The sequence below is a fragment of the Kribbella sp. CA-253562 genome, from assembly GCF_050942265.1.
Taxonomy (GTDB): domain Bacteria; phylum Actinomycetota; class Actinomycetes; order Propionibacteriales; family Kribbellaceae; genus Kribbella.
On the sequence record NZ_CP192049.1, the window covers coordinates 1,053,530 to 1,074,259 of the forward strand.

The following is a 20,730-nucleotide window of genomic DNA, read 5'->3' on the forward strand; positions in this document are numbered from 1 at the left end:
GCTTCTCGTCAGGCCTTGAAGACCTCGTTCAGCAGCGTGGCCAGGGCTCCGGGGAAGATCTGGGCCGGGTCGGCGTTCGAGTCGCCCATGGTGATCGACGCGGTCATGGTGCGGCTGCTTGCCGGTGGCGGGGATGCCGGGGGCAGCACGCCGGCGACCGAGGTGTCCAGCTGAAGCTTGCCCTCGGCCACCAATTGCACGGCCGCTGACACCGGGCCGCCGCCGTACTGACACGGCCGCTGACACCGGCGCCACCGAAAAGTGCTGCCCAGCGGGCGTCTGTCAGTTGCCGTTGCCGTTGGGCGACGGCGCCGACGCGCCCGCGCCCGAACCGGCGGCGGTGCCGCCGACGGCGACCGGGAGCTCGCCGGTGACCAGGTAGACCACCCGGCGGGCCATCGAGACGGCGTGGTCGGCGATGCGCTCGTAGTACCGGCCGAGCAGCGCGATGTCGACGGCGACCTCGACGCCGTGCGGCCAGGAGTCGTCCATCATCAGGCGGAACTGGTTCGTGCGCAGCTTGTCCATCTCGTCGTCGACGGCCTCCAGCTTGGCGGCGGCGTCGACGTCGTGGGACTTGATCACGTCACCGGCGCTGTCGACCATCCGGCCGGCCACGGTGGCCATCTCCTGGATGACGTCGTGCAGGTCGGCCGGGATCGCGGCCGCGGGGTAGCGCAGCCGGGCGATCTTCGAGACGTGCGCGGCCAGGTCGCCCATCCGCTCCAGGTCGGCGACCATGCGCAGCGCGGCGACCAGCATCCGCAGCTCGTTGGCGACCGGGGCCTGGCGGGCCATCAGCTCGAAGACCTTCTCCTCGACACCCTCGCCGGCGGCGTCCAGCTGGATGTCGGCGGCGATCACCTCTTCGGCCTGCCGGATGTCGGCGCTCAGCAGGGCGGTCGTGGACCGGCGTACGGCGGTGGACACCGTCCGGGTCATCCGCTCGAGCTCGGCGAGGATGTCGTCGAGCTGCTCGTGGTAGGTGTCGCGCATTGTGCATCCGATCTGTGCTGTCCGGTCCGGGCCCGGAACCGGGAGGTGCCGCGGGCCTGGTCAGGTACCCGCCCACCGTGGACCGTATGCCGTCGAGGTTGCCGGACGGCGACGAGTGGTGAACGGACGATGAACAGTGAGGACGCGTTCCGGTCATCCGGTGCTCATTCGGTCTTTCCCTGTGCTTTGCCCGCGTAGCATCGGTTCCGTGGACCCCACGCTGGCTGCGGTGCTGGGCGGCGTCATCGGCGCGGCCCTGGCCCTGCTTTCGCTCGGTGCGGTGGTGCTGAGCGAGCGTTCCCAGACCAAGGTCCCGGTCTCCCCGGACCCGGCGGTCCCGAGTGGAGTCGCCACCGTGCTGTCGGTGCTGCGCTCGTCCGCGGTCGTGATGGGCCCCGAGGATCAGGTGCTGCAGGCAAGCGCTCCGGCGCACGTGCTCGGCATCGTCCGCGGTGAGCGACTGGTGGTCGACGACCTGCTGACGATGGTCCGGGCGGTACGGCGGGACGGCGAGATCCGCCAGCAGGACCTCGAGATCGTCCGCGGCCGGCTCGGCGCCACCCAGTACGTGAGCGCCCGCGTCGCCCCACTGGGCAGCCAGCTCGTGCTGGTCCTGGTCGAGGACCGGACCCGTGAGCGCCGGCTGGAGGCGATCCGGCGCGACTTCACCGTCAACGTCAGTCACGAGCTGAAGACCCCGATCGGCGCCTTGATCCTGCTCGCGGACGCCGTCTCGGAGGCCTCCGACGACCCGGAGGCGGTCCAGCGGTTCTCCGGCCGGATGCGGATCGAGGCGTCCCGGCTGAGCCGCCTGGTCAAGGAGATCATCGAGCTGTCCCGGCTGCAGGGCGACGACCCGCTGGAGAACCCCGGCCCGGTCGACATCAACGGCGTGATCGACGCCGCGGTGGACCGCTGCCGGGTCGACGCCGAGGGCCGCGGGATCAGCATCGTGGTGAAGACCGACCCCGATCTCGAGGTGATGGGCAGCGAGGACCAGCTGGCGATCGCGATCGGCAACCTGGTCGAGAACGCCGTCAACTACAGCCCCGACGGGACCCGGGTCGCGGTCGCCGCGCACCCGATCGGCGACCTGGTCGAGGTCACCGTGTCCGACCAGGGCGTGGGCATCCCGAGCAGCGACCTGGAACGCATCTTCGAACGCTTCTACCGGGTCGACCGGGCCCGCAGCCGGGAGACCGGCGGCACCGGGCTGGGCCTGTCGATCGTCAAGCACATCGCCTCGATCCACGGTGGCGACGTACGGGTCTGGAGCGTCGAGGGCCAGGGTTCGACCTTCACCGTCCGGCTCCCGCTGCGGCTCGATCCCGCCACCGGGCAACCGACCGGCTCCACCACCCAGGAGGAGCCGGCTCACACCTTGACGCCTACCCCGTCAAGTCAGATCACAAAGGAGACAGCTTCGTGACCCGAGTGCTGGTCGTCGAAGACGAGGAGAGCTACAGCGACGCGCTGTCGTACGTACTGCGCAAGGAGGGATTCGAGGTCGCCGTCGCGGAGACCGGCCCCGACGCGCTGGACGAGTACGACCGGGCCGGTGCGGACATCGTCCTGCTCGACCTGATGCTGCCGGGCCTGTCCGGCACCGAGGTCTGCCGCGCGTTGCGGACCCGGGGCAACGTGCCGGTGATCATCGTCAGCGCCAAGGACACCGAGGTGGACAAGGTGGTCGGCCTCGAACTGGGCGCCGACGACTACGTCACCAAGCCGTACAGCCCGCGTGAGCTGCTGGCCCGGATCAAGGCCGTCCTGCGCCGTGGCGCGGACGTCGAGCTGCTGCCCGACACGCTCGAGGCGGGTCCGGTCCGGATGGACGTCGAGCGGCACGTCGTGACCGTGTCGGGGACCGAGATCCGGCTGCCGCTGAAGGAGTTCGAGCTGCTCGAGATGCTGCTGCGCAACACCGGCCGGGTGCTCACCCGCGGACAGCTGATCGACCGGATCTGGGGCGCCGACTACGTCGGGGACACCAAGACCCTCGACGTGCACGTGAAGCGGCTGCGGTCGAAGCTGGAGAAGGACCCGTCCAACCCGGCGCACCTGGTCACCGTGCGCGGGCTGGGTTACAAGTTCGAGGCCTGACCAGGACCCCACCGGCCGCCCCGCCGGTGGGTTAGCTTAGGCTCCCCTTAGTCGATAGTCGTCTGCTGAGGAGATCCGCCATGTCCTGGTCCCGTCGTCCCCGCCTGCGCCGGGCCCGTCCCGCGGTGCTCGCGCTCGCCGCGCTGCTGGTCGCGACCACGCTGGCCGCGTGCGGCAGCGACGCCGACCAGCAGGCCGCGCCGTCCGGCGACGCCGGCGCCGGCTTCCCGGTCACGCTGAAGAACGTCTTCGGCGAGACCACCATCACCGAGAAGCCGAAGCGCATCGTCACGCTCGGCTGGAACGCCCAGGACATCGTCTACGCGCTGGGCGAGACGCCGGTCGGGATGCCGAAGGTGACCTACGGCCCGACCAAGGACGGCGTCACCGCCTGGGACGCCGACAAGTTCGACCCGGCCAAGACGACGCTGCTCGACGCGACCGACAAGTACCCGTACGAGGCGATCGCGAAGCTCGCCCCGGACGTCATCCTGGCGCCGTACGAGGGGTTCGACGAGACCGTCTACAAGACCCTGTCGGGCATCGCGCCGACCGTCGCCTACCCGGGTGCGCCCTGGCAGACGACCTGGCAGGACCAGACCACGTTGATCGGCAAGGCGCTGGGCAAGTCCGCCGAGGCCGACGCGCTGATCACGGGGATCAAGGACCGGGTCGCGAAGGTGGCTGCCGAGCACCCGGAGTTCAAGGGCAAGACGATCACCGTCGCGTCGTTCGGGACCGAGAACTACGTCTACATGCCCGGTGACCCGCGGGTGCAGATCCTGAACGAGATGGGCTTCGTGAACGCGCCCGGCGTCCAGAAGCTCGAGGAGACGAACACGAAGAAGGAGTTCGCGCTCACGATCAGCAAGGAGAAGGTCGCCGACATCGACGCCGACGTGGTGGTCGCGTACGTCGACGGGCTGACCGCGGCGAAGTTCGCCGCCGATCCGGTCTACGCGGCGCTGCCGTCGGTGAAGAAGGGCAGCGCGTACGTGCTGGAGGACCAGCAGGTGATCTCCGGGATGAGCGCGGTCAGCGTGCTGTCGGTCCCGTGGGTGCTGGACAAGATCGTCCCCGGCCTGGCGAAGGCCGCCGCGGCCGCGAACTGAGCTGCCCACGCCGAACTCCGTGCGGGCCGGCCGGACCACGGCCCGGCCCGCCGGAACCAGGTCCCGCCCGGCGCCCGGCGACCGATCCGCCGCCCGGGCGGGACCGTCGTACGGCGTCCTCGGCCACAGGGTCGCCGGACCAGGAACAGGGCCGTCCCGCGCCGGGGCGGCCCTGTTCGTGCTCTCCGGGCGGCGATCGCCCGCTGCCAGACGCAGGCCGTCACCGGCCGAACTGGCGGCGTCAGCGCCGGAGCCGCGCACCCCAGCGCATTTCGTGGGTGAACCCAGCAAATGGCCCCTTGGCCCACCGGAATTCCGTGGGCCAAGGGGCCAAGTGGTGGGTTCACCCACCAAATGTGCGGTGCCGCGCTGTGGGTTCACCCACCAAGTGCTCGGGGCGGCGCGGCGAGCTCCGAGACCGTTTCGGTCTGAAGGACGACGGCTGACGACGCCGGCGAAGGTCGGCCATGGGCCTCCCTCGGTGCTGACCGGCGAAGGTCAGCCGTGGCTTCCCTCGGGGGCGTCGTCGCGCGGGGTCGGCGAGTAGTGATCGGTGGTGAGCACCGGGACGTGCGCGGTGACCGGGGCCGCCTTGGCGAACGTGATGGTCAGCGTGATCATGCCGCCGGGCTTGCCGCCGGTGACGGTGAACGGCTTGCCGCTGACCGGCGGCAGGGTCAGCGACGCGCCGGGGCTCAGCGTCATCGGGCGGACGTTGCCGACCGTGACGGTGGCCGGTGGTGCGGTCGGCTCGGCGCCGTCGCCCCGCGGCGCGGCGGCCGGCTCGGAAGTGATGCCGGTCAGGGTGTCGTCGGTGCGGCCCGTGTTGACGATCGCGGCGTGCAGCTCACCGGCGCCGTCCTCACCGGCCAGCACCAGCAGGTTGCGGACCGCGATCGAGCCCGAGGTGACGTTGGTGCCCTCGGCGGGCTGGTAGGGCTTCGAGGTCTGTGCGTTGAAGTTCGCACCGCAGGCCGCCAGTGCGAGGCTGAGCGTGACGGTGGCGCCGGCCGCGGCGGCGCGGCGCACGGCCGACGGGGGCAACGTGATGGGCACTGGGATCCCTCTCCTACAAGCTGTGGACGCCGTCAGGCTGCGGCCTCCGGCGCAGCAAAGCGTAGCGACCGGGCGGCCGCGACCGGACGGCGGCTCCACCTTCCAAGGGTGTCCGGGGCAACCGAACTCCACGCGCGAGGCACGCCGGACAGCGTTTGTCAAGGCGGGAATGGGCCTCTGACCAGCGCAAACGCCCCGGCCGCACCAGCGACTGCGTGGTAGTATTGGTCTTGGAAAGGGGCACGTGACATATGACTTTCACAGTCGGCGAGACGGTTGTTTACCCCAATCACGGTGCGGCCGTCATCGAGGACATCGAGACCCGCAAGATCAAAGGTGAGGACAAGGCCTATCTGGTCTTGAGGATCGTCGCTCAGAACGACCTGGTGGTCCGGGTCCCCGCGTGCAACCTCGATCTCGTCGGCGTGCGTGACGTCGTGGATCAGGCCGGTCTGGAGCGCGTCTTCGACGTGTTGCGGGCGCCGCACACGGAGGAGCCGACCAACTGGTCGCGACGTTACAAGGCGAACCTGGAGAAGTTGCACTCCGGTGACGTGATGAAGGTGGCGGAGGTCGTGCGCGACCTGTGGCGCCGTGAGCGTGACCGCGGTCTGTCGGCGGGTGAGAAGCGGATGCTGGCGAAGGCACGTCAGATCCTCGTCTCCGAGCTGGCCCTGGCCGAGCACACCAACGAGGACAAGGCGGAAGCCATCCTCGACGAGGTCCTCGCTTCCTGACCCCTCCAGGTCAGAACAGAACCGAACCGTCACCCGTGACCGAACCGCTCTGCGCGGGCTCACGATGAGCACCGCGGCAATCATCCCGGCGGCCGGTCTCGGGCTACGGCTCGGTGGTGAGGCACCGAAGGCGTTACGAGAGGTCGGTGGCGAATCGCTGCTGGTCCACGCGGTGCGTGGACTGTCCGCAGCGACCGCCGCCGGCCTCTCGTGCTTTGTGATCGCGGTCCCCGCCGGGACCGAGGACGTGGTCGCCAAACAGCTCGACCGGTACGTCGGGGACGCCGAGCTGCGGATCGTCGCCGGAGGTGCCGAGCGCACCGACTCGGTCCGGGCCGCGCTCGACCTGGTCCCGGTCGACGGGATCGACTGCGTGCTGGTGCACGACGCCGCCCGGTCGTTCGTGCCGGTCGCGGTGATCGAGCGGGTCGTCGCCGCGGTGCGCGCCGGCTCGCCGGCGGTCGTACCGGTGATCCCGGTGACCGACACGATCAAGCGGATCGGCCCAGGTGGTGAGGTGGTCGAGACACCGAACCGGTCGGCGCTGGTCGCCGTCCAGACACCGCAGGGATTCGACCCGGAGTTGTTGCGCAGGGCCCATTCTCAGGACGGTGCCGGCGCAACCGACGACGCGATGCTGTGCGAGCGGCTCGGGGTCACCGTGCAGACCGTCGAAGGGTCCGAGGACGCGTTCAAGGTGACCCGGCCGCGGGATCTGTTGCTGGCCGAGTGGATTCTGGCGGAGAGGCGAGGGCAGTGAGACCACGCGTGGGCACGGGCATCGACGTCCACCCGGTCGAGCCCGGGCGCGAGATGTGGTTGGCAGGTCTGCACTGGCCCGAGGAGACCTCCGGGCCGTCCGGGCATTCCGACGGCGACGTGGCCGCGCACGCGGTCTGTGACGCTTTGTTGTCCGCGGCCCGGATCGGTGACCTCGGCTCCAACTTCGGTACGTCGGAGCCGGAGTGGGCCGGCGCGTCCGGGTCCGCGCTGATGGCGGAGGCGGCGCGCCGGGTCCGGGCGGCCGGCTACGAGATCGGCAACGTCGCGGTCCAGGTGATCTGCAACCGGCCGCGCTTCGCCGCCCGTCGCGAAGAGGCCGAGAAGGCGATGAGCGCGGCCTGCGACGCGGAGGTCTCGGTCAGCGCGACCACCACCGACGGCCTCGGCCTGACCGGCCGCGGCGAAGGCATCGCCGCCATCGCCACCGCGATCATCTTCTAGACGTCGCCCGTCCCGTCGGCTGCGTGAGAGCCGAAGCGGACCTCGCGGGGATTCAGTTCGTTGCCCTGGCGCTCGGTGAGCAGGCCGTAGAGCTCCGGGCGCCGGCCGCGCAGCCAGCGTTGCCCGGTCGAGCTCGGGACGAGATCCAGGTCGAGGTCGGCGATCACCACCGCCTCGCCGGGCACCGGCGTCTCGGCGACGATGCGCCCGTACGGGTCGATCACCATCGCGTTGCCGGTGCGGACCTCGTCGTCGTCCTGGCCGACGCCGTTGCTGAACAGCACGAACAGACCGTTGTCGTGGGCCCGCGCCGGTAGCCAGCGCATCAGCCAGCCGCGGCCGTTCGGGCCGTCGAAGGCCGCACGGACCGCGGCCGGATCGGTGTCGCGGTTCGCCCAGATCTCCAGCGGGATCGGCTTCATCCCGTAGGGGCTGACCGAGTTCGTGCCGCCGGTCTGATGCGGCGCGACCAGCACCGTTGCTCCGAGCAACGCGGTGGCGCGGACGTTCTCCACCAGGTTGTTGTCCCAGCAGATCAGGATCCCGACCTTCACCTGCCAGGGCGTGTCGAACACGGTGAACGCGTCGCCGCTGGAGATCGCCTCGTGCTCGAAAGCGTGCAGCTTGCGGTGCACGTGCACGGTGCCGTCGGGCAGACAGACGGCGTACGCGTTGAACAGCTGATCGCCCTCCGCTTCCAGGAAGCCGACTCCGATCCCGGCGTCGAGCTCGCGGGCCAGCGCGCTGACGGCGGTCACGGACGGCCCGGTGCGCGGCTCCGCCAGCGCGTGCAACCGCTCGGCCGTCTGCCGGCGCAAGTGCCAGTAGCCGAGCACGCACATCTCCGGGAAGACGACCAGTTGCGCGCCGTCGCGCACGGACTGCTCGGCCAGGCGGCGGACTGTGGACAAGTTGGCGTCCGGATCGTCCGGAACGGCCTCGAACTGGACTACGGCACAGCGCAGCATCGGCGTCTCCTCAGGGTTGTCCACACCAGGATTCCGCTCCGCCGAGCATGCCGTCCAATGATATCCACAGGGTTATCCATATCCTGTGGTTATGGAACTGCGGCTGCTCCGGACGTTCGCCACCGTGGCGCGCACCGGCAACGTGAGCGCAGCCGCGCTGGAACTGTCGACCAGCCAGCCCGCCGTCACCAAGCAGCTGCAACTGCTCGAACGCCGCGTCGGCGCGACGCTGTTCGTCCGCGGCCGGCAGGGTGCGCGGCTGACGTCCGCGGGCGAGGCGTTGTTGCCTGACGCCCTCGATCTGATCGCCCGGGCGGAGGCCTTCGAACGGCGAGCCGGCTCGGTCGCCGCGGGCGAGGAGGGCACGCTCTCGATCGGCTTCGGGCTGTCCGGCATCGAGGTGGCCCCGCAGGCGGTCGCGCTGTTCCGGAGCCGCTATCCCGGCGTCACGGTGTCCCTGGACGACATGTCGTCAGCTGTCCAGTACGAGCGGCTCCTGGCCGGCACACTGCAGGTCGGCTTCGTCCGGCTGCCCGTCCCGGCCGGGATCACCCATCGCCGCCTGCGCCAGGACCACCTCGCCCTCGCCCTGCCTGCCGGAGCCGATCGGCCGGGTGAAAGGGCGACGTCGGCCCAGGTCGCCAGTTGGCTCGACGGCCGCCCGCTGGTGCGTCTGAGGCCGGAGCGCGGTCCCGGTCTCACCGACCAGATCACCCGCCTGTACGACGAACTCCGGTGCCGGCCGCGAGTGTTGCAGGAGGCCCGTGATCTCCAGACCGTCCTGGCGCTGGTCGCGGCCGGAGTCGGCGCGGCCGTCGTACCGGCGACTGCCGCGGCGATCGCGCCCGGCAGCGTCGAGCTGATGCCGCTGCGGGGCAAGGCCGCGTCGTGGTGGATCGGCGTCGCGTCGGTGGAGCGATCGGTGTTGCTCGACCGCTTCGTCGCCGCAGCGGTCGCCGCGGCGCGAACCTAGACCCGCCGCGGCGAACCTAGACCCGCCGCTGCCGCACCCGCTGGCCCTGCCGCACTCTGCCGGAGCCGCGCGAGCTCACCGTCGGCGCCGCGACGAGCGAGGCAGCGCAGGCAGCTCCGGCGCGTCCAGCCACTCGGCGAAGACCTGCCGGACCGCGTCGCCATCCGCCGCCACCGAGGCCGCCAGCGCGATGAAGTCCTCGGTGGTCACCGATCCGTGCCGATACGTCCTCGTCCACGTACGCAGCAGGTCGAAAAACGTGCCGTCGCCAAGCAGCTGGCGCACCACGTGCAAGGTGATCGCCCCCCGCTTGTACAGCCGGTCGTCGAACATCAACTCCGGCCCGGGATCCGACAGCACCAAGTCCTGCTCGAGCCCCGCCAACCGGCTGTGCGCCTTCGCAACCTGCTGGTTGGCCGACAACCCGCCCGACTCCTCCGACCACAACCACTCCGCGTAGCAGGCGAATCCCTCGTTCAGCCAGATGTGCTGCCAGGTCGCCGGAGTCAGGCTGTTGCCGAACCACTGGTGCGCCAGCTCGTGCGCCACCAGCCGCTCCGACCCGCGCCGCCCGTCCAGGTGGTTGCTGCCGAACACCGAGATGCCCTGCGCCTCCAGCGGGATCTCCAGCGGGTCGTCGGTCACCACCACCGTGTACGCCGTGAACGGGTACGGCCCGAAGAGCCTGCAGAACGTGTCGACCATGTCCTGCTGGCGGCCGAAGTCGGTCCGGAAGTCCCGGATCAGCGCGTGCGGCAGAACCGCCCGCTGCGGCACGGGCGACGACGCCAGCTCGAGTACGTCGTACCGGCCGATCTGGATGGTCGCCAGGTACGTCGCCATCGGTGCGGCCTGGTCGTAGACCCAGCTGGTCCGGCTGGCCTTGGTCCGGCGGGACACGAGCCGCCCATTCGCGACCACGTGGTACGGCGAGTCGGTGGTGACGGTGATCCGGTAGTGCGCCTTGTCGCCGGGGTGGTCGTTGCACGGGAACCAGGTCGCGGCGCCGCTCGGCTGGCTGGCCACGATGACGCCCTCGGTCAGCTCCTCCCAGCCCAGCTCGCCCCACGGGCTGTCGGTGGGCGCCGGGTTGCCGGCGTACTGGATGTCGACGACGAACTCCGCGCCGTCCATCAGGTCGGTGGCCGGCCAGATGTGCAGCTTGCCGTTGCGGTGCGCGTACCGCGCTGCCCGCCGGCCGTTGACGGACACCTTGGCCACCCGCAGTCCGGCCAGGTCGAGGCTGAGCCGGGACAGCGGGTGCGTCGCGACGGCGGTGATGGTCGCCTTGCCGGTCAGCCGGTTGCTGCTGACCCGGTAGTCGAGGTCGAGCTCGTAGGACTCGACGGAGTAGCCGCCGTTGCCGTGCGTGGGCACGTACGGATCGCCCGCGGTGTCAGCGCCCTGCTCGGCCCGGCCCTTGCTGCCGGCAACCATCAACCCTGCCAGGGTGCGATCGGGTTGCCGGCCCAGCGGGTTCCGGCCGGCACGCTCTCACCCCGCATCACCAGCGAGACCGGGCCGACGGTCGCGCCCGCGCCGACCGACGCGGCCGGCAGCACGATGCCGTGCGGCCCCAGCGTCGATCCCGGGCCGAAGGTGACGGTGCTCATGGACATCACCCTGTCATGGAACAAGTGCGTCTGGAGCACGCACCCGCGATTCACCGTGGCGCCGTCGCCGAGCGTGATCAGATCGGCCTCGGGCAGCCAGTACGTCTCGCACCACACGCCCTTGCCGATCTTCGCGCCGAGCGTGCGCAGCCACAGCGCGAGCACCGGCGTACCGGCGGCGGCGTTGGCGAACCACGGTGCGGCGACCAGCTCGACGAAGCTGTCGACCACCTCGTTGCGCCAGACGAACGAGCTCCACAGCGGGTACTCCACCGCGCGGGTCTTACCGACGATCACCCACTTGGCCACCGTCGCCATGCCGCCCGCGACCGCACCGGCGGCCAGGATCACCGCACCGGACAGCAGCACGGTCCACCACGGCCCGAGCCAGACGTCCAGCGCCTGCAGCGCGAACAGCACGCCGAGCGCGATCACCACCGTGCACATCATCGGGACGAACCGGCACAGCTCGACCAGCGCCCGCGCCACCTTCAACCGGTACGGCGGGTCGAAGGTGCGGCTCTGGTCGCCCGCGACGGCCTGGCGGCGCAGCTTGACCGGCGGGCTGCCGAGCCACGACGTCCCGGCCTTGGACTTCTTCGGCGCCGCCGACAGCACCGCGACCAGCCCGTTCTTCGGCACCGACCGGCCCGGCGCGGTCATCCCGGAGTTGCCCAGGAAGGCCCGCTTGCCGACCTTCGCCCCGGCCACGTGCAACCAGCCGCCACCCAGCTCGTACGACGCGATCATCGTGTCGTCGGCCAGGAACGCGCCGTCCCCGACGGTCGTCATCTTCGGCAGCAGCAGCACGGTCGACGCCTCGACGTCCCGGCCGATCTTCGCGCCGAGCGCCCGCAGCCACCACGGCGTCAGCAGGCTCGCGTAGAGCGGGAACAGCAAGGTCCGGGCCGAGTCGAGCAGCCGCTCGGTGGCCCACACCTGCCAGCCGATCCGGCTGCGCACCGGGTAGTGCCCCGGCTTGATGCCGAGCCCGAGCAGCCGGACCCCGATCAGCGTCAGCACGGCCAGCGTGACGAAGCCGACCAGCGTCATCAACGGAACGGCGGCCAGTGCCTTCAGGGCGGCGTCACCCAACGAGGTGGTCCCTTGGATGTAGGCGCCCAGTACGGCGATCGCAGCGACCGCGGCGGCGACCGGCAGCAACGACATCAGCGCCGACGCGGCGCCGTACGCGAGGACCCACCAGGGCGCCCGGGCCGGACGTTCCTCCGGCCACGGGCGACGGGCGCGGCCGACCCGGCTGGCGGGGGAGCCGGACCAGCGCTCGTTCGACGGGACCTTGCCGGACACGGCCGAGCCGGCCGCGATCTCGGCGCCGCGGCCGATCTCGGCGCCGGGCAGCAACATGCTGCGCGAGCCGATCACCGCCTCGGCGCCGACGCTGACCTCACCGACGTGCAGCCGGTCGCCGTCGATCCAGTAGCCGGACAGGTCGACTTCGGGCTCGATCGACGCGCCACGGCCCATCGTCAGGAAGCCGGTGACCGGCGGCAGCGTGTGCAGGTCGACGCCGCGGCCGACCTTCGCGCCGAGCGCGCGGGCGTAGTACGCGATCCAGGGGGCGCCGGCCAGGTTGGCGGCGCCGGCCGCGTCAGCCAGGTTCTCCGCTGCCCACAGCCGGACGTGCACGTTGCCGCCGCGTGGGTAGACGCCGGGTTTCAGGCCGCGGAGCAGCAGCCGCGCGCCGACCACGGCGATGCCCATCCGGCCGGCAGGCGTGATCAGCAGCAGCCAGCCGACGAGGATCCACCACCAGGACACCGTCCGCATCCAGGGGTGGTCGCCGGCCGTCAGCGCGAGCACGTTGTTCAGCGTGAACAGGTAGACCAGCCAGCGGACGCCGACCACGGTCTGCAGGATCAGCGTCAACGCCGTCTGCAGCAGCTGCGTGCCCGGCGGGGTCGGCCGGATCTCGCGGAGCTCCACCGGCTCCGACGTCGTGGTGGACGAGTCGAGCCGGTCGGCCAGCGCACCGAGGCGCGGGTACTCGTAGATGTCCGCGACGGTGATCTCGGGACAGCGCTCGCGCAGCGCCGAGACCAGCTGGGCCGCGGCGAGGCTGCCGCCTCCGTGCAGGAAGAAGTCGTTGTCCGGTCCGGTCACGGTGGCGCCGAGCACGGCCGTCCAGCGCTCGGCCACCCATCCCGCCGTACCGTCGAGAGCAGCGGCCGGGCCGTCGCTGTCCATGCCGGGCAGGGGCCAGGGGAGCGCGTCGCGGTCGACCTTGCCGGACGTCCGGGTGGGCAGGGTGTCGGTCAGCGCGATCAGTGGGACCAGCGCGGCCGGGAGGGCTTCGCGCAGCCGCTCGGTCGCGGCCTTCTGGTCGAAGGCTTCCGGGTCCTCCGGGACGAGGTAGCCGACCAGCAGCTGGTTGCCTCCGGCACTCGTCCGTACGGCGGCCGCCGCGCCCGACACTCCGGGCAGGGCCTGCAGCGCGGCGTCCACCTCGCCCAGCTCGATCCGCCGTCCGCCGAGCTTGATCTGCTCGTCGGCGCGGCCCTGGAACAGCAGCCCGGCCTCGTCCCTGCGGACCAGATCGCCGCTGCGATAGGCGCGCTGCCAACCCAGCGACGGCATCGGCGCGAACTTCTCCGCGTCCTTGGCCGGATCGAGATAGCGCGCCAGCCCGACGCCGCCGATGATCAGCTCGCCGATCTCGCCCTCGGCCACTTCGTTGCCCTGGGCATCGACCACGGCGAGGTCCCAGCCGTCCAGCGGAAGGCCGATCCGGACCGGGCCGGTGCCGGTCAGCTGCGCCCCGCAGGCGACGACGGTGGCCTCGGTCGGGCCATAGGTGTTCCACACCTCCCGGCCGTCGATCGCGAGCCGCTCGGCCAGCTCGGGCGGGCACGCCTCGCCACCGAAGATCAGCAGGCGGACGGCGTCCAGCGCGTCGGCCGGCCAGAGCGCGGCCAGCGTCGGCACGGTCGAGACGATCGTGATGCCCTGGGCAACCAGCCACGGGCCGAGGTCCATGCCGCTGCGGACCAGTGAACGCGGCGCGGGCACCAGGCAAGCGCCGTGCCGCCAGGCCAGCCACATCTCCTCGCAGGACGCGTCGAACGCGACCGACAGCCCGGCCAGCACCCGGTCGTCCGGGCCGATCGGCTCCTGCTGCAGGAACATCCGGGCCTCGGCGTCGACGAACGCGGCCGCCGACCGGTGCGTCACCGCGACACCCTTCGGTACGCCGGTCGAGCCCGACGTGAAGATGATCCAGGCGTCGTCGTCCGGCTCCGGTCCGTCACTTCTCGGCGTACCGGCGGGTGCACTGTCGCCGACCGGACCCGGTGAATCCATCCGGGCGGAGTACGGGAAGTCGTAGTAGCCGTCCTCGTCCGGGCCGCCCCGACGCTTGCTGGTCAGCTCGAGCCCGTCGGTGACGATCGCGGCGACCGCCGCCTCGCCGAAGACGAGTTCGGCGCGCTCCTCCGGATCGTCGGCGTCGACCGGCACGTACGCCGCTCCGGCCTGCAGGGTGCCCAGGATCGCGACGTACAGGTCGTTGTGGCCGGACGAGATCCGGACGCCGACCCGGTCGCCCGGGCCGATGCCGAGATCGGTCAGCCGTCGCGCGAACCGCCCGACCTGGTCGAGCAGTTCGCGGTAGCTGAGACTCACGTGCGAGTCGTCGAGCGCGGGATCGTCGGGATACTTCGCCGCCGTCTCGTGCAGGATGTCCACCAGCGTGCGCTCGGGTGGCGCACTGTCCCCCCGTCGCAACGTCACGGGCCGGATGATACGCGGATCCGTTGAACCGCAGGCGAACGCGCCGCGACGTGGACCCGGCGGGCTACTTCACCAGGTTGGCCGGCGCGGCGAACGTGTTGCAGGCCTTGGTCTCCCCGACGTTGTAGCCGTTCATGATCCAGAAGCCCTGGGTGCTGGCCAGCCCGTGCGTGCGTTCGGCGGCCGGCGTGTCCTCGGACTCGCCGAAGCTGTTGCTGGCTTGGTACTCGAACTCCTTCATCCGCTTGCTGAACGGATAGCTCTTCTCCACCGCCCGGCTGAACACCCCGCCCAGGCAGGAGGCCTGCACCTCGTTGCGGCGGGAGCTCTCCAGCTTCTGCGACGGGTGGTCCTGCAGGTAGTAGGCCCGGGCGTAGAACAGTTCGGTGACGCCCTGGATGTGGTGGCCGTACTCGTGCGCGATCGTCAGCAGGTAGGCGAGGTCCTGCTTCGGGCCGAACGCCTTGTTCATCTGCAGCACGTCGGTGTACATCACCTGGTTGCCGTAGCAGTAGAAGGCCAGCACCCGGCCGGACAGCGGCTTGAACCGGCCGCACGGCGTGTTCACCGCCTGGTCGAACACCACCAGACCGGGATCGGGCTTGGTCACCCCGATCTTGCTCAGGGCCGGGCGCCAGGCGTCGTTCAGGCACTTGAAGAGCTTCTCGTAGTACACCTTCTGCGCGGCCAGGCTGCCGTCGCCGAGCTTCTCGGCCGGGCAGTCCACGTCGCCGAGGCCGCCGGCCTGGTAGAGCGGGCTGTTGACCAGGTAGTCCTCGGCGGTGCCCTTGTCCGGCTGAGTGGTCGCCGTCGGGACGATCGACGGTCCGCTGATCTCGGGGTCCGCCAGAGGGCCGCTGCGACCGGTCAGCGCCGCGCCGACGACGGCCAGCGTGATGCCGACGAACGCCAGCGCGAAGAAGCCGAGCAGGATGAACTTGGCCGCGCCGGAGCGGCGCTTCTGGGGCTGGAAGCCGTTGAAGTGGTTCGGGCCGCCGTACGGCGGTGGCCACTGGCCGGGCTGCTGGTACGGCCCCTGCTGGAACTGGCCCTGCTGGTACGGACCCGGCTGGGGGAACGGCTGCTGGTACTGCGGCGGGTACTGCTGCGGCGGCCCCGGCTGCCACTGGCCCGGCTGCGGCGGCGGCAGCACGCCAGGCGGCGGCGCCGGCGGACGATACCCCTGCGGACGGTCCTGGGGGCGGTCGTAGCCGTACGGGTTGCTCACTGGTCGCAGGGCCCTTCTGTGCCGGTGGCAGGTCGTCGCGAGTTCGCTGGGCGAACCGCCCCGAGACTACTCTCACCCCATGTCACTGAAGCGCCGCCTCCTTCCGGCAGCCCTGCTGGCCGCCCTGTCGATCCCCATCGTTGCTCTGGGCGCCGGACCGGCCCAGGCCGCCGACGACCGGATCACCGGGTACGCCGCCGAGGCGACGCTGACCGGCGACGGAGTGCTCAAGGTCAAGGAGACCGTCGACGTCACGGCCGGTGCCGGCACGTTCAGCCGCACGCTGGCCACCCGGGTCCGGTCCAACGCCGACGACGACCGCGTGTACGACGTCCGCAACGTGTCCGCGACGGTGAACGGCCAGCCGGCGCCCGGCTTCACCGACACCGAGGTCGACAACGGCCGGCAGTTGTCGGTGCAGGTGTCCGGCCAGTCCAAGATCGTCTACAGCTACGACGTGGACAACGTCGTGGCCGACTCCACCGAGGGCCGCGAGGTCAGCTGGCCGGTGGTCCAGGGCTTCGGTACGGCGATCCCGAAGGCGAGCGTCACGGTCAACGTCCCGTTCGCCACCTGGCTGACCTGCTTCGCCGGCCGGCTCGGCTCGAGCATGCCGTGCACGTCGTTCCAGCTGGGTGAGTCGGCCGACATCCAGATCGAGCAGCTGCAGGTCCCGGCCGGTGGCCGGGTGACGTTCCTCACCGGGCTGAGCGGCCAGGCGACCGTCCAGCCGAACGCGGAGTTCAAGACCCGCTGGTCGCTGCACCACGCGTTCACCGCGGACGCCTCGACGATCGGGTTGAGCGCGTTGCTGCTCGGCCTCGGCGTGCTCGGCGCGGCGGCGCTGTGGTTCTTCAAGGGCCGCGACGCCGGCCGGACCGGCGAGGGCGCGCCCGAGCGTCCGGTGCTGGACGGGACCGACGGGCCGCAGTTCGCCGCGCCGGACGGAATCCGCCCGGGCCAGGTCGGCACCGTCGTGGACGAGTCGGCCGACGTGGTCGACATCACCGCGACGCTGCTGGACCTTGCCGTCCGCAACTACCTGACGATTGTCGAGCTGCCGCGGGAGACGCAGTTCGGCCGACTCGACTGGCAGCTGGTCCGGCTCAACCCGGGCGGACCGGAGCTGTTGCCGTACGAGAAGGCCCTGCTCGACGCGGTCTTCGCCGACGGCGACACCGTGCTGGTGTCGGCGCTGGGCCCGGCGCTGCGGCCCCGGCTCAACCTGGTCCGCGAGCAGCTGTACGCCGACGTCGTCACGCAGGGCTGGTTCGCCACCCGGCCGGACGCCGTCCGGAACCGGTGGACCACCGCCGGGCTGGTCCTGGTCGGTGCCGGTGCGGTGCTGACGATCGTGCTGGCCGTCGTCACCAAGTTCGGACTGGTCGGGCTGGCCGTCATCCTCGCCGGTGTGGCGCTGGCGCTGGCCGGACAGGTCGCACCCGCCCGCACGGCCCGCGGTGCCGCCGTACTGGGGCGGGTGAGCGGTCTGCAGCGCTACCTGGCCGACGAGACCTCGGCGAGCCTGCCGCAGAGCCACCGGCTGGAGTTCGCCTCGCGGTGCCTGCCGTACGCCGCTGTGCTCGGCCTGACCGAGAAGTGGGCGCTGGAGATCGCAGCGACCGATGACGACGACGACCCGGACGCGGGGATCGGCTGGTACTCCGGGCCGGAGAACTGGCACCTGTCCGACATCGGGGAGTCGCTGACCAACTTCGTCACGACGTTCGGTGGCACCCTCACGGTGGCGCGCCGGCTGTTCTGAGTCACGCAGAAAGCCCCGGGATCCCTTGTCTGCAAGGGATCCCGGGGCTTCGTCGTACCAGGGATCAGCTGGTGTACTGCGGGTTGGTGCTGAAGGTGTTGCAGAAGACCGGGTTCTTGTAGTTGAAGCCCCGGATCGACCAGCGGTTGTGGTTCACCTTCGAGCCATGGTCGCGGACCCTCGGCCGGCTGAACTCGTCACCCGCGTTCGCGACCGCGAACTTCCAGTTGTTCAGCAGGTCGCCGCGCATCGGGATGAAGGCTGCGTTGGTGCCCAGGTAGGCCGAGCCGAAGCAGGCCGCCTGCAGCTCGCGCCGGCGCGACTCCAGCAGCCGCAGGTTCGGGTCGGCCATCGTCGCCTGGCGGGCGAAGCTGGCGCGGAAGATGCCGGTCAGCTGCTGGATGTGGTGACCGTACTCGTGCGCGAACGTGTTCAGCATCCACGCCCGGGTGTAGGTCGGGTTGATCTTGTAGTTGTTGTAGTCGACGTTGAACGGCATGTAGATCGCCTCGTTCGCGCCGCAGTAGAAGCCGCGGGTGCCGCGCTCGATGCCGCACGGGGTCTTCACCTGGTTGGCGTAGACGATCAGGTGCGGCGCGCGGAACGGCTGGCCGGACTTCTTCAGCGCGAGCCACCAGGTGCGGTTCAGGCACGGCAGCAGCCGCTGGTAGTACGCCTTGGTCGCGGCGAACGTGGTCGGCCGGTACGGCGGCTCGACGCACTTGGTCGGCTGCAGGACGCCGACCGAGTAGATCTTGTTCTTGGCCACCGTCTCGTACGGCGTGGGCTGTCGCGGCTTGGGCTTCGGCTTCGGCGTCGGCTTCGGGGTGGGCGTCGGCGTCGGCGTGGCCGAAGGCGTCTCGGACGGCGTCTCCGAGGGGGTCTCGGACGGGGTCTCGACGGCGACCGGGGTGGTCGGGTCGTCGCCGGTCAGCTTCAGCGCGACCGTGACGCCGGAGCCGACCACGAGCACGGCCAGCGCGACGAGCATGATCAGCAGACCCTTGGACAGCTGCCGCGGCTTGCGGCGGCGTCCCGGGCCCGGCGGCTTCGGGATCGGGATCGGCGGGTACTGCCAGTTCGGCTGGCCACCCTGCGGGCCGTTCGGTCCACCACCCTGCTGCCAGCCGCCGGCACCGCCGGTGGTTGCCGCCGCCCACGGATTCTGCGGCTGCTGCGGCCCGGTCGTCGGCCCAGGCCATCCACCGGTCGGCGGAGGCGGTACCGGACCGGTCGAGGCGGTGGGCCAGGAGCCGGTGAACCCGCCCTGCCCTGCGCCGGTCGAGGGCACGCCGCCGGAAGCTCCGCCGGCAGGTCCGCCGGTGTACGGGCCGCCCTGGGCGCCGGAGGTCGGCGTGCCGCCGGTTCCGGACGTGGGGGTACTGCCTGCTCCGGAGGAGGAGCCTGTTCCGGACGCGGGGATTCCGCCTGTGCCGGGTGCAGGCGTGCTGCCCGCAGCACCTGTCCCGAAGACGCCGCCCGCAGCGCCGGTTCCGGGGGCGCCACCGGCGGGTCCGGACGTGGGCGTCCCGCCCGTGGGTCCAGCGGCCTGGGGGCCCCCGGCCGCCGTCGCGCCCATGCCGGTGTGCGAGCGGTAGCCGCTCGTCCCCGTGCCGGGCGCACCGGCGTTACCGGGGCGAGGAGACGTCGGCGGCGGCGCCGAGTGCTGACCTCGTGGGGTGGAGGGCGGCAGGTTCCACCCCGGGTTGCTCGCCCCGGGCTGCTCACCGGTGGACGGCTGGTCACCCAGCCCCGGCGTGTACCACTGCGGCGCCGCCGGGGGCCGGGCCGGCGGCGGTGTGGGCTGCTGTGAGGAGTCCGGCTTCAGGTACTCCTCCGGCTTGTCGGTGGACTCGGTCCACCAGCGGGGCGACTGGCCATCCCTCGGTGGCGTGCCAGGGTTGCCGGCGGGCTGGTCGCCCTCCGGCTCCGACGGCTCCCGCCCAGGGGGTGGATTCCAGTTGTCCGACATCGATACTCCTCACGAGACCTTGCTGGCCGAAGCCGTGAACGTGTTGCAGCTGGCGCTGTTGACAGTGTTGAAGCCCCGCGCGGCCCAGTACTGGTGACTGCTCCGCGCTCCGTGGTCCCGCGGGCCACCACGGTTGTTCTCATCCCCGGTCTGAGCCTCCACGTAACGCCGGTAGATGGTCAGGTCGAGCCCGGTGATCCCGTACGACGTCTTGTTCGCCCCCATGAAAGCAGCCCCGAGACAGGATGCCTGCAACTCGATCCGCCGGCTCACCTCGAGTCGCGCGGCCCGGTCCGGCGCGTCGTACTCAAGTCGCGTCGCGGCCGACAGGATCCCGGTCAGCTGCTGGATGTGATGGCCGAACTCGTGGCCGGCGGTGTAGGTCGCCCACATCCGGGAGAAGGCCCGGTTCGGCTCGTCCGAGGCCCGGGTCCACAGTTTGATGTCGTCCTCGAACTTCAGGTAGAGCGTCCGGTTGGCCGAGCAGTAGAACGACGTCGGCGCCGAGCTCGTGCACGGCGACTGCACGGTCCCGGCCCAGAACAGCACCCGCGGCGCGGCGTACTGGTCCTTCCCGGCGCGGACCAGTGGCGTCCAGGCGCGGTTCAGGCAGCCGATCAGGTTGGCGTAGTAGCTCCGCACGGCTCCGGCCGTGCTGAGCGCGACCTGGGGCTCCCGGCAGTTCACCGTCTTCTGCACCCCGCTGCGGTAGAACCCGTCGGTCTGCACGATCGCTGCACTGTCCTGCGACGCCTGCGGAGCCCCTGGGGTTCCGCCCGAGCTGTCGTCGGTCCCCGGCGTCGCACTGGGTGCCTCGGCCCCCGGCCGGTACGACGGTGCGACTGTCGGCTCGCTGTTGCCGCGGAGTGCGACAGCAACGATCACCACGAGCACACCGACCCCGCCGAGCAGCAGCAGCCCGGCCAGCAGACCGCTGCGGCGCTTGCGCTGCGGTCCGCCGTGCCGGATGTGGCCGCCCGCCTCGAACTCGGGCCCCCAGCCCACCTGCGGCAACGCCGGTCCGCCGCCCGGCGTACCGGGCAGCGGGTAACTGGCATAGAGCGGTATCGAACCGTCGGGCATCGGTCCCGGCGGTGGTTCTCCTGGTGGTGCGCTCCAGTCCTGATTCGACACGTTCCTCATCCCCCCGGGACACACAGGGCGGTGATCCGGACGACCAGGCTATCCACCGGCAGCCGTCCACGTCTGCCCACGGCAAGCTGATCATCCGGG

Annotated in this window: 17 protein-coding genes; 8 read left to right on the forward strand and 9 right to left on the reverse strand. The window is 71.1% G+C overall.

Features of this window, described 5'->3' with window-relative positions:
* Nucleotides 1-8: 8 nt before the first annotated feature.
* Both ACQPXM_RS05125 and phoU read right to left on the reverse strand, forming a co-directional pair.
* A complete protein-coding gene (locus tag ACQPXM_RS05125) occupies nt 9-212 on the reverse strand; it encodes a hypothetical protein (protein ID WP_432945277.1) in 204 nt (67 codons plus the stop codon).
* 70 nt (nt 213-282) lie between these two features.
* The gene (gene phoU, locus ACQPXM_RS05130) at nt 283-996 is read right to left on the reverse strand and encodes a phosphate signaling complex protein PhoU (RefSeq protein WP_432945279.1); all 714 of its coding nucleotides are present in this window, start codon (nt 994-996) and stop codon (nt 283-285) included.
* Nucleotides 997-1,204: 208 nt separating this feature from the next.
* Between phoU and ACQPXM_RS05135 the strand changes: the two genes are divergently transcribed.
* The 3 genes from ACQPXM_RS05135 (at nt 1,205) to ACQPXM_RS05145 (ending at nt 4,211) form a co-directional block, all read left to right on the forward strand.
* The gene (locus ACQPXM_RS05135; RefSeq protein ID WP_432945281.1) at nt 1,205-2,425 is read left to right on the forward strand and encodes a sensor histidine kinase; all 1,221 of its coding nucleotides are present in this window, start codon (nt 1,205-1,207) and stop codon (nt 2,423-2,425) included.
* Nucleotides 2,422-3,099: a response regulator transcription factor gene (locus ACQPXM_RS05140; protein ID WP_077017430.1), complete on the forward strand. Its 678-nt coding sequence runs from the start codon at nt 2,422-2,424 to the stop codon at nt 3,097-3,099. The genes ACQPXM_RS05135 and ACQPXM_RS05140 overlap by 4 nt, the downstream gene beginning before the upstream one ends.
* A gap of 80 nt (nt 3,100-3,179) precedes the next feature.
* Entirely contained in the window at nt 3,180-4,211 is a 1,032-nt protein-coding gene (locus ACQPXM_RS05145; RefSeq protein WP_432945283.1) for an iron-siderophore ABC transporter substrate-binding protein, read from the forward strand.
* A 498-nt stretch (nt 4,212-4,709) separates the two neighbouring features.
* On the opposite strand, the gene ACQPXM_RS05150 is transcribed toward ACQPXM_RS05145, so the two are convergent.
* Entirely contained in the window at nt 4,710-5,267 is a 558-nt protein-coding gene (locus tag ACQPXM_RS05150; protein ID WP_432945285.1) for a hypothetical protein, read from the reverse strand.
* A gap of 251 nt (nt 5,268-5,518) precedes the next feature.
* Between ACQPXM_RS05150 and ACQPXM_RS05155 the strand changes: the two genes are divergently transcribed.
* The 3 genes from ACQPXM_RS05155 to ispF all read left to right on the forward strand — a co-directional run bounded on the left by ACQPXM_RS05155 (nt 5,519) and on the right by ispF (nt 7,228).
* Complete coding sequence (locus tag ACQPXM_RS05155) at nt 5,519-6,004, forward strand: CarD family transcriptional regulator (protein ID WP_077017427.1); 486 nt, start codon at nt 5,519-5,521, stop codon at nt 6,002-6,004.
* 64 nt (nt 6,005-6,068) lie between these two features.
* Entirely contained in the window at nt 6,069-6,764 is a 696-nt protein-coding gene (ispD, locus tag ACQPXM_RS05160; protein WP_432945287.1) for a 2-C-methyl-D-erythritol 4-phosphate cytidylyltransferase, read from the forward strand.
* 53 nt (nt 6,765-6,817) lie between these two features.
* Complete coding sequence (gene ispF, locus ACQPXM_RS05165; RefSeq protein ID WP_432950947.1) at nt 6,818-7,228, forward strand: 2-C-methyl-D-erythritol 2,4-cyclodiphosphate synthase; 411 nt, start codon at nt 6,818-6,820, stop codon at nt 7,226-7,228.
* Here ispF and ACQPXM_RS05170 read toward each other — a convergent pair.
* The gene (locus tag ACQPXM_RS05170) at nt 7,225-8,220 is read right to left on the reverse strand and encodes a nitrilase family protein (RefSeq protein WP_432945289.1); all 996 of its coding nucleotides are present in this window, start codon (nt 8,218-8,220) and stop codon (nt 7,225-7,227) included. The two genes, ispF and ACQPXM_RS05170, sit on opposite strands and share 4 nt — an antisense overlap.
* A 67-nt stretch (nt 8,221-8,287) precedes the next feature.
* Between ACQPXM_RS05170 and ACQPXM_RS05175 the strand changes: the two genes are divergently transcribed.
* Nucleotides 8,288-9,169, forward strand: coding sequence for a LysR substrate-binding domain-containing protein (locus ACQPXM_RS05175; protein WP_432945291.1), 882 nt, complete (start codon nt 8,288-8,290; stop codon nt 9,167-9,169).
* A 75-nt stretch (nt 9,170-9,244) separates the two neighbouring features.
* On the opposite strand, the gene ACQPXM_RS05180 is transcribed toward ACQPXM_RS05175, so the two are convergent.
* From ACQPXM_RS05180 to ACQPXM_RS05190, 3 genes are all read right to left on the reverse strand, one after another.
* Entirely contained in the window at nt 9,245-10,606 is a 1,362-nt protein-coding gene (locus ACQPXM_RS05180; RefSeq protein WP_432945293.1) for a M1 family metallopeptidase, read from the reverse strand.
* Entirely contained in the window at nt 10,606-14,532 is a 3,927-nt protein-coding gene (locus ACQPXM_RS05185; RefSeq protein ID WP_432945295.1) for a Pls/PosA family non-ribosomal peptide synthetase, read from the reverse strand. Before ACQPXM_RS05185 ends, ACQPXM_RS05180 begins: the two co-directional genes overlap by 1 nt.
* A gap of 64 nt (nt 14,533-14,596) precedes the next feature.
* Nucleotides 14,597-15,760 (reverse strand): neutral zinc metallopeptidase, encoded by a 1,164-nt coding sequence (locus ACQPXM_RS05190; RefSeq protein WP_432945297.1) that lies wholly within the window; start codon nt 15,758-15,760, stop codon nt 14,597-14,599.
* Nucleotides 15,761-15,839: 79 nt separating this feature from the next.
* On the opposite strand from ACQPXM_RS05190, the gene ACQPXM_RS05195 reads away from it, so the two are divergent.
* Nucleotides 15,840-17,525 (forward strand): DUF2207 domain-containing protein, encoded by a 1,686-nt coding sequence (locus ACQPXM_RS05195; protein WP_432945299.1) that lies wholly within the window; start codon nt 15,840-15,842, stop codon nt 17,523-17,525.
* Between the two features lie 64 nt (nt 17,526-17,589).
* Here ACQPXM_RS05195 and ACQPXM_RS05200 read toward each other — a convergent pair whose 3' ends face one another.
* Together ACQPXM_RS05200 and ACQPXM_RS05205 are read right to left on the reverse strand one after the other, a co-directional pair.
* Nucleotides 17,590-19,497, reverse strand: a complete 1,908-nt coding sequence (locus ACQPXM_RS05200; RefSeq protein WP_432945300.1) for a neutral zinc metallopeptidase — start codon at nt 19,495-19,497, stop codon at nt 17,590-17,592.
* A gap of 9 nt (nt 19,498-19,506) precedes the next feature.
* Nucleotides 19,507-20,580: a neutral zinc metallopeptidase gene (locus ACQPXM_RS05205; protein WP_432945302.1), complete on the reverse strand. Its 1,074-nt coding sequence runs from the start codon at nt 20,578-20,580 to the stop codon at nt 19,507-19,509.
* Nucleotides 20,581-20,730 lie beyond the last annotated feature (150 nt).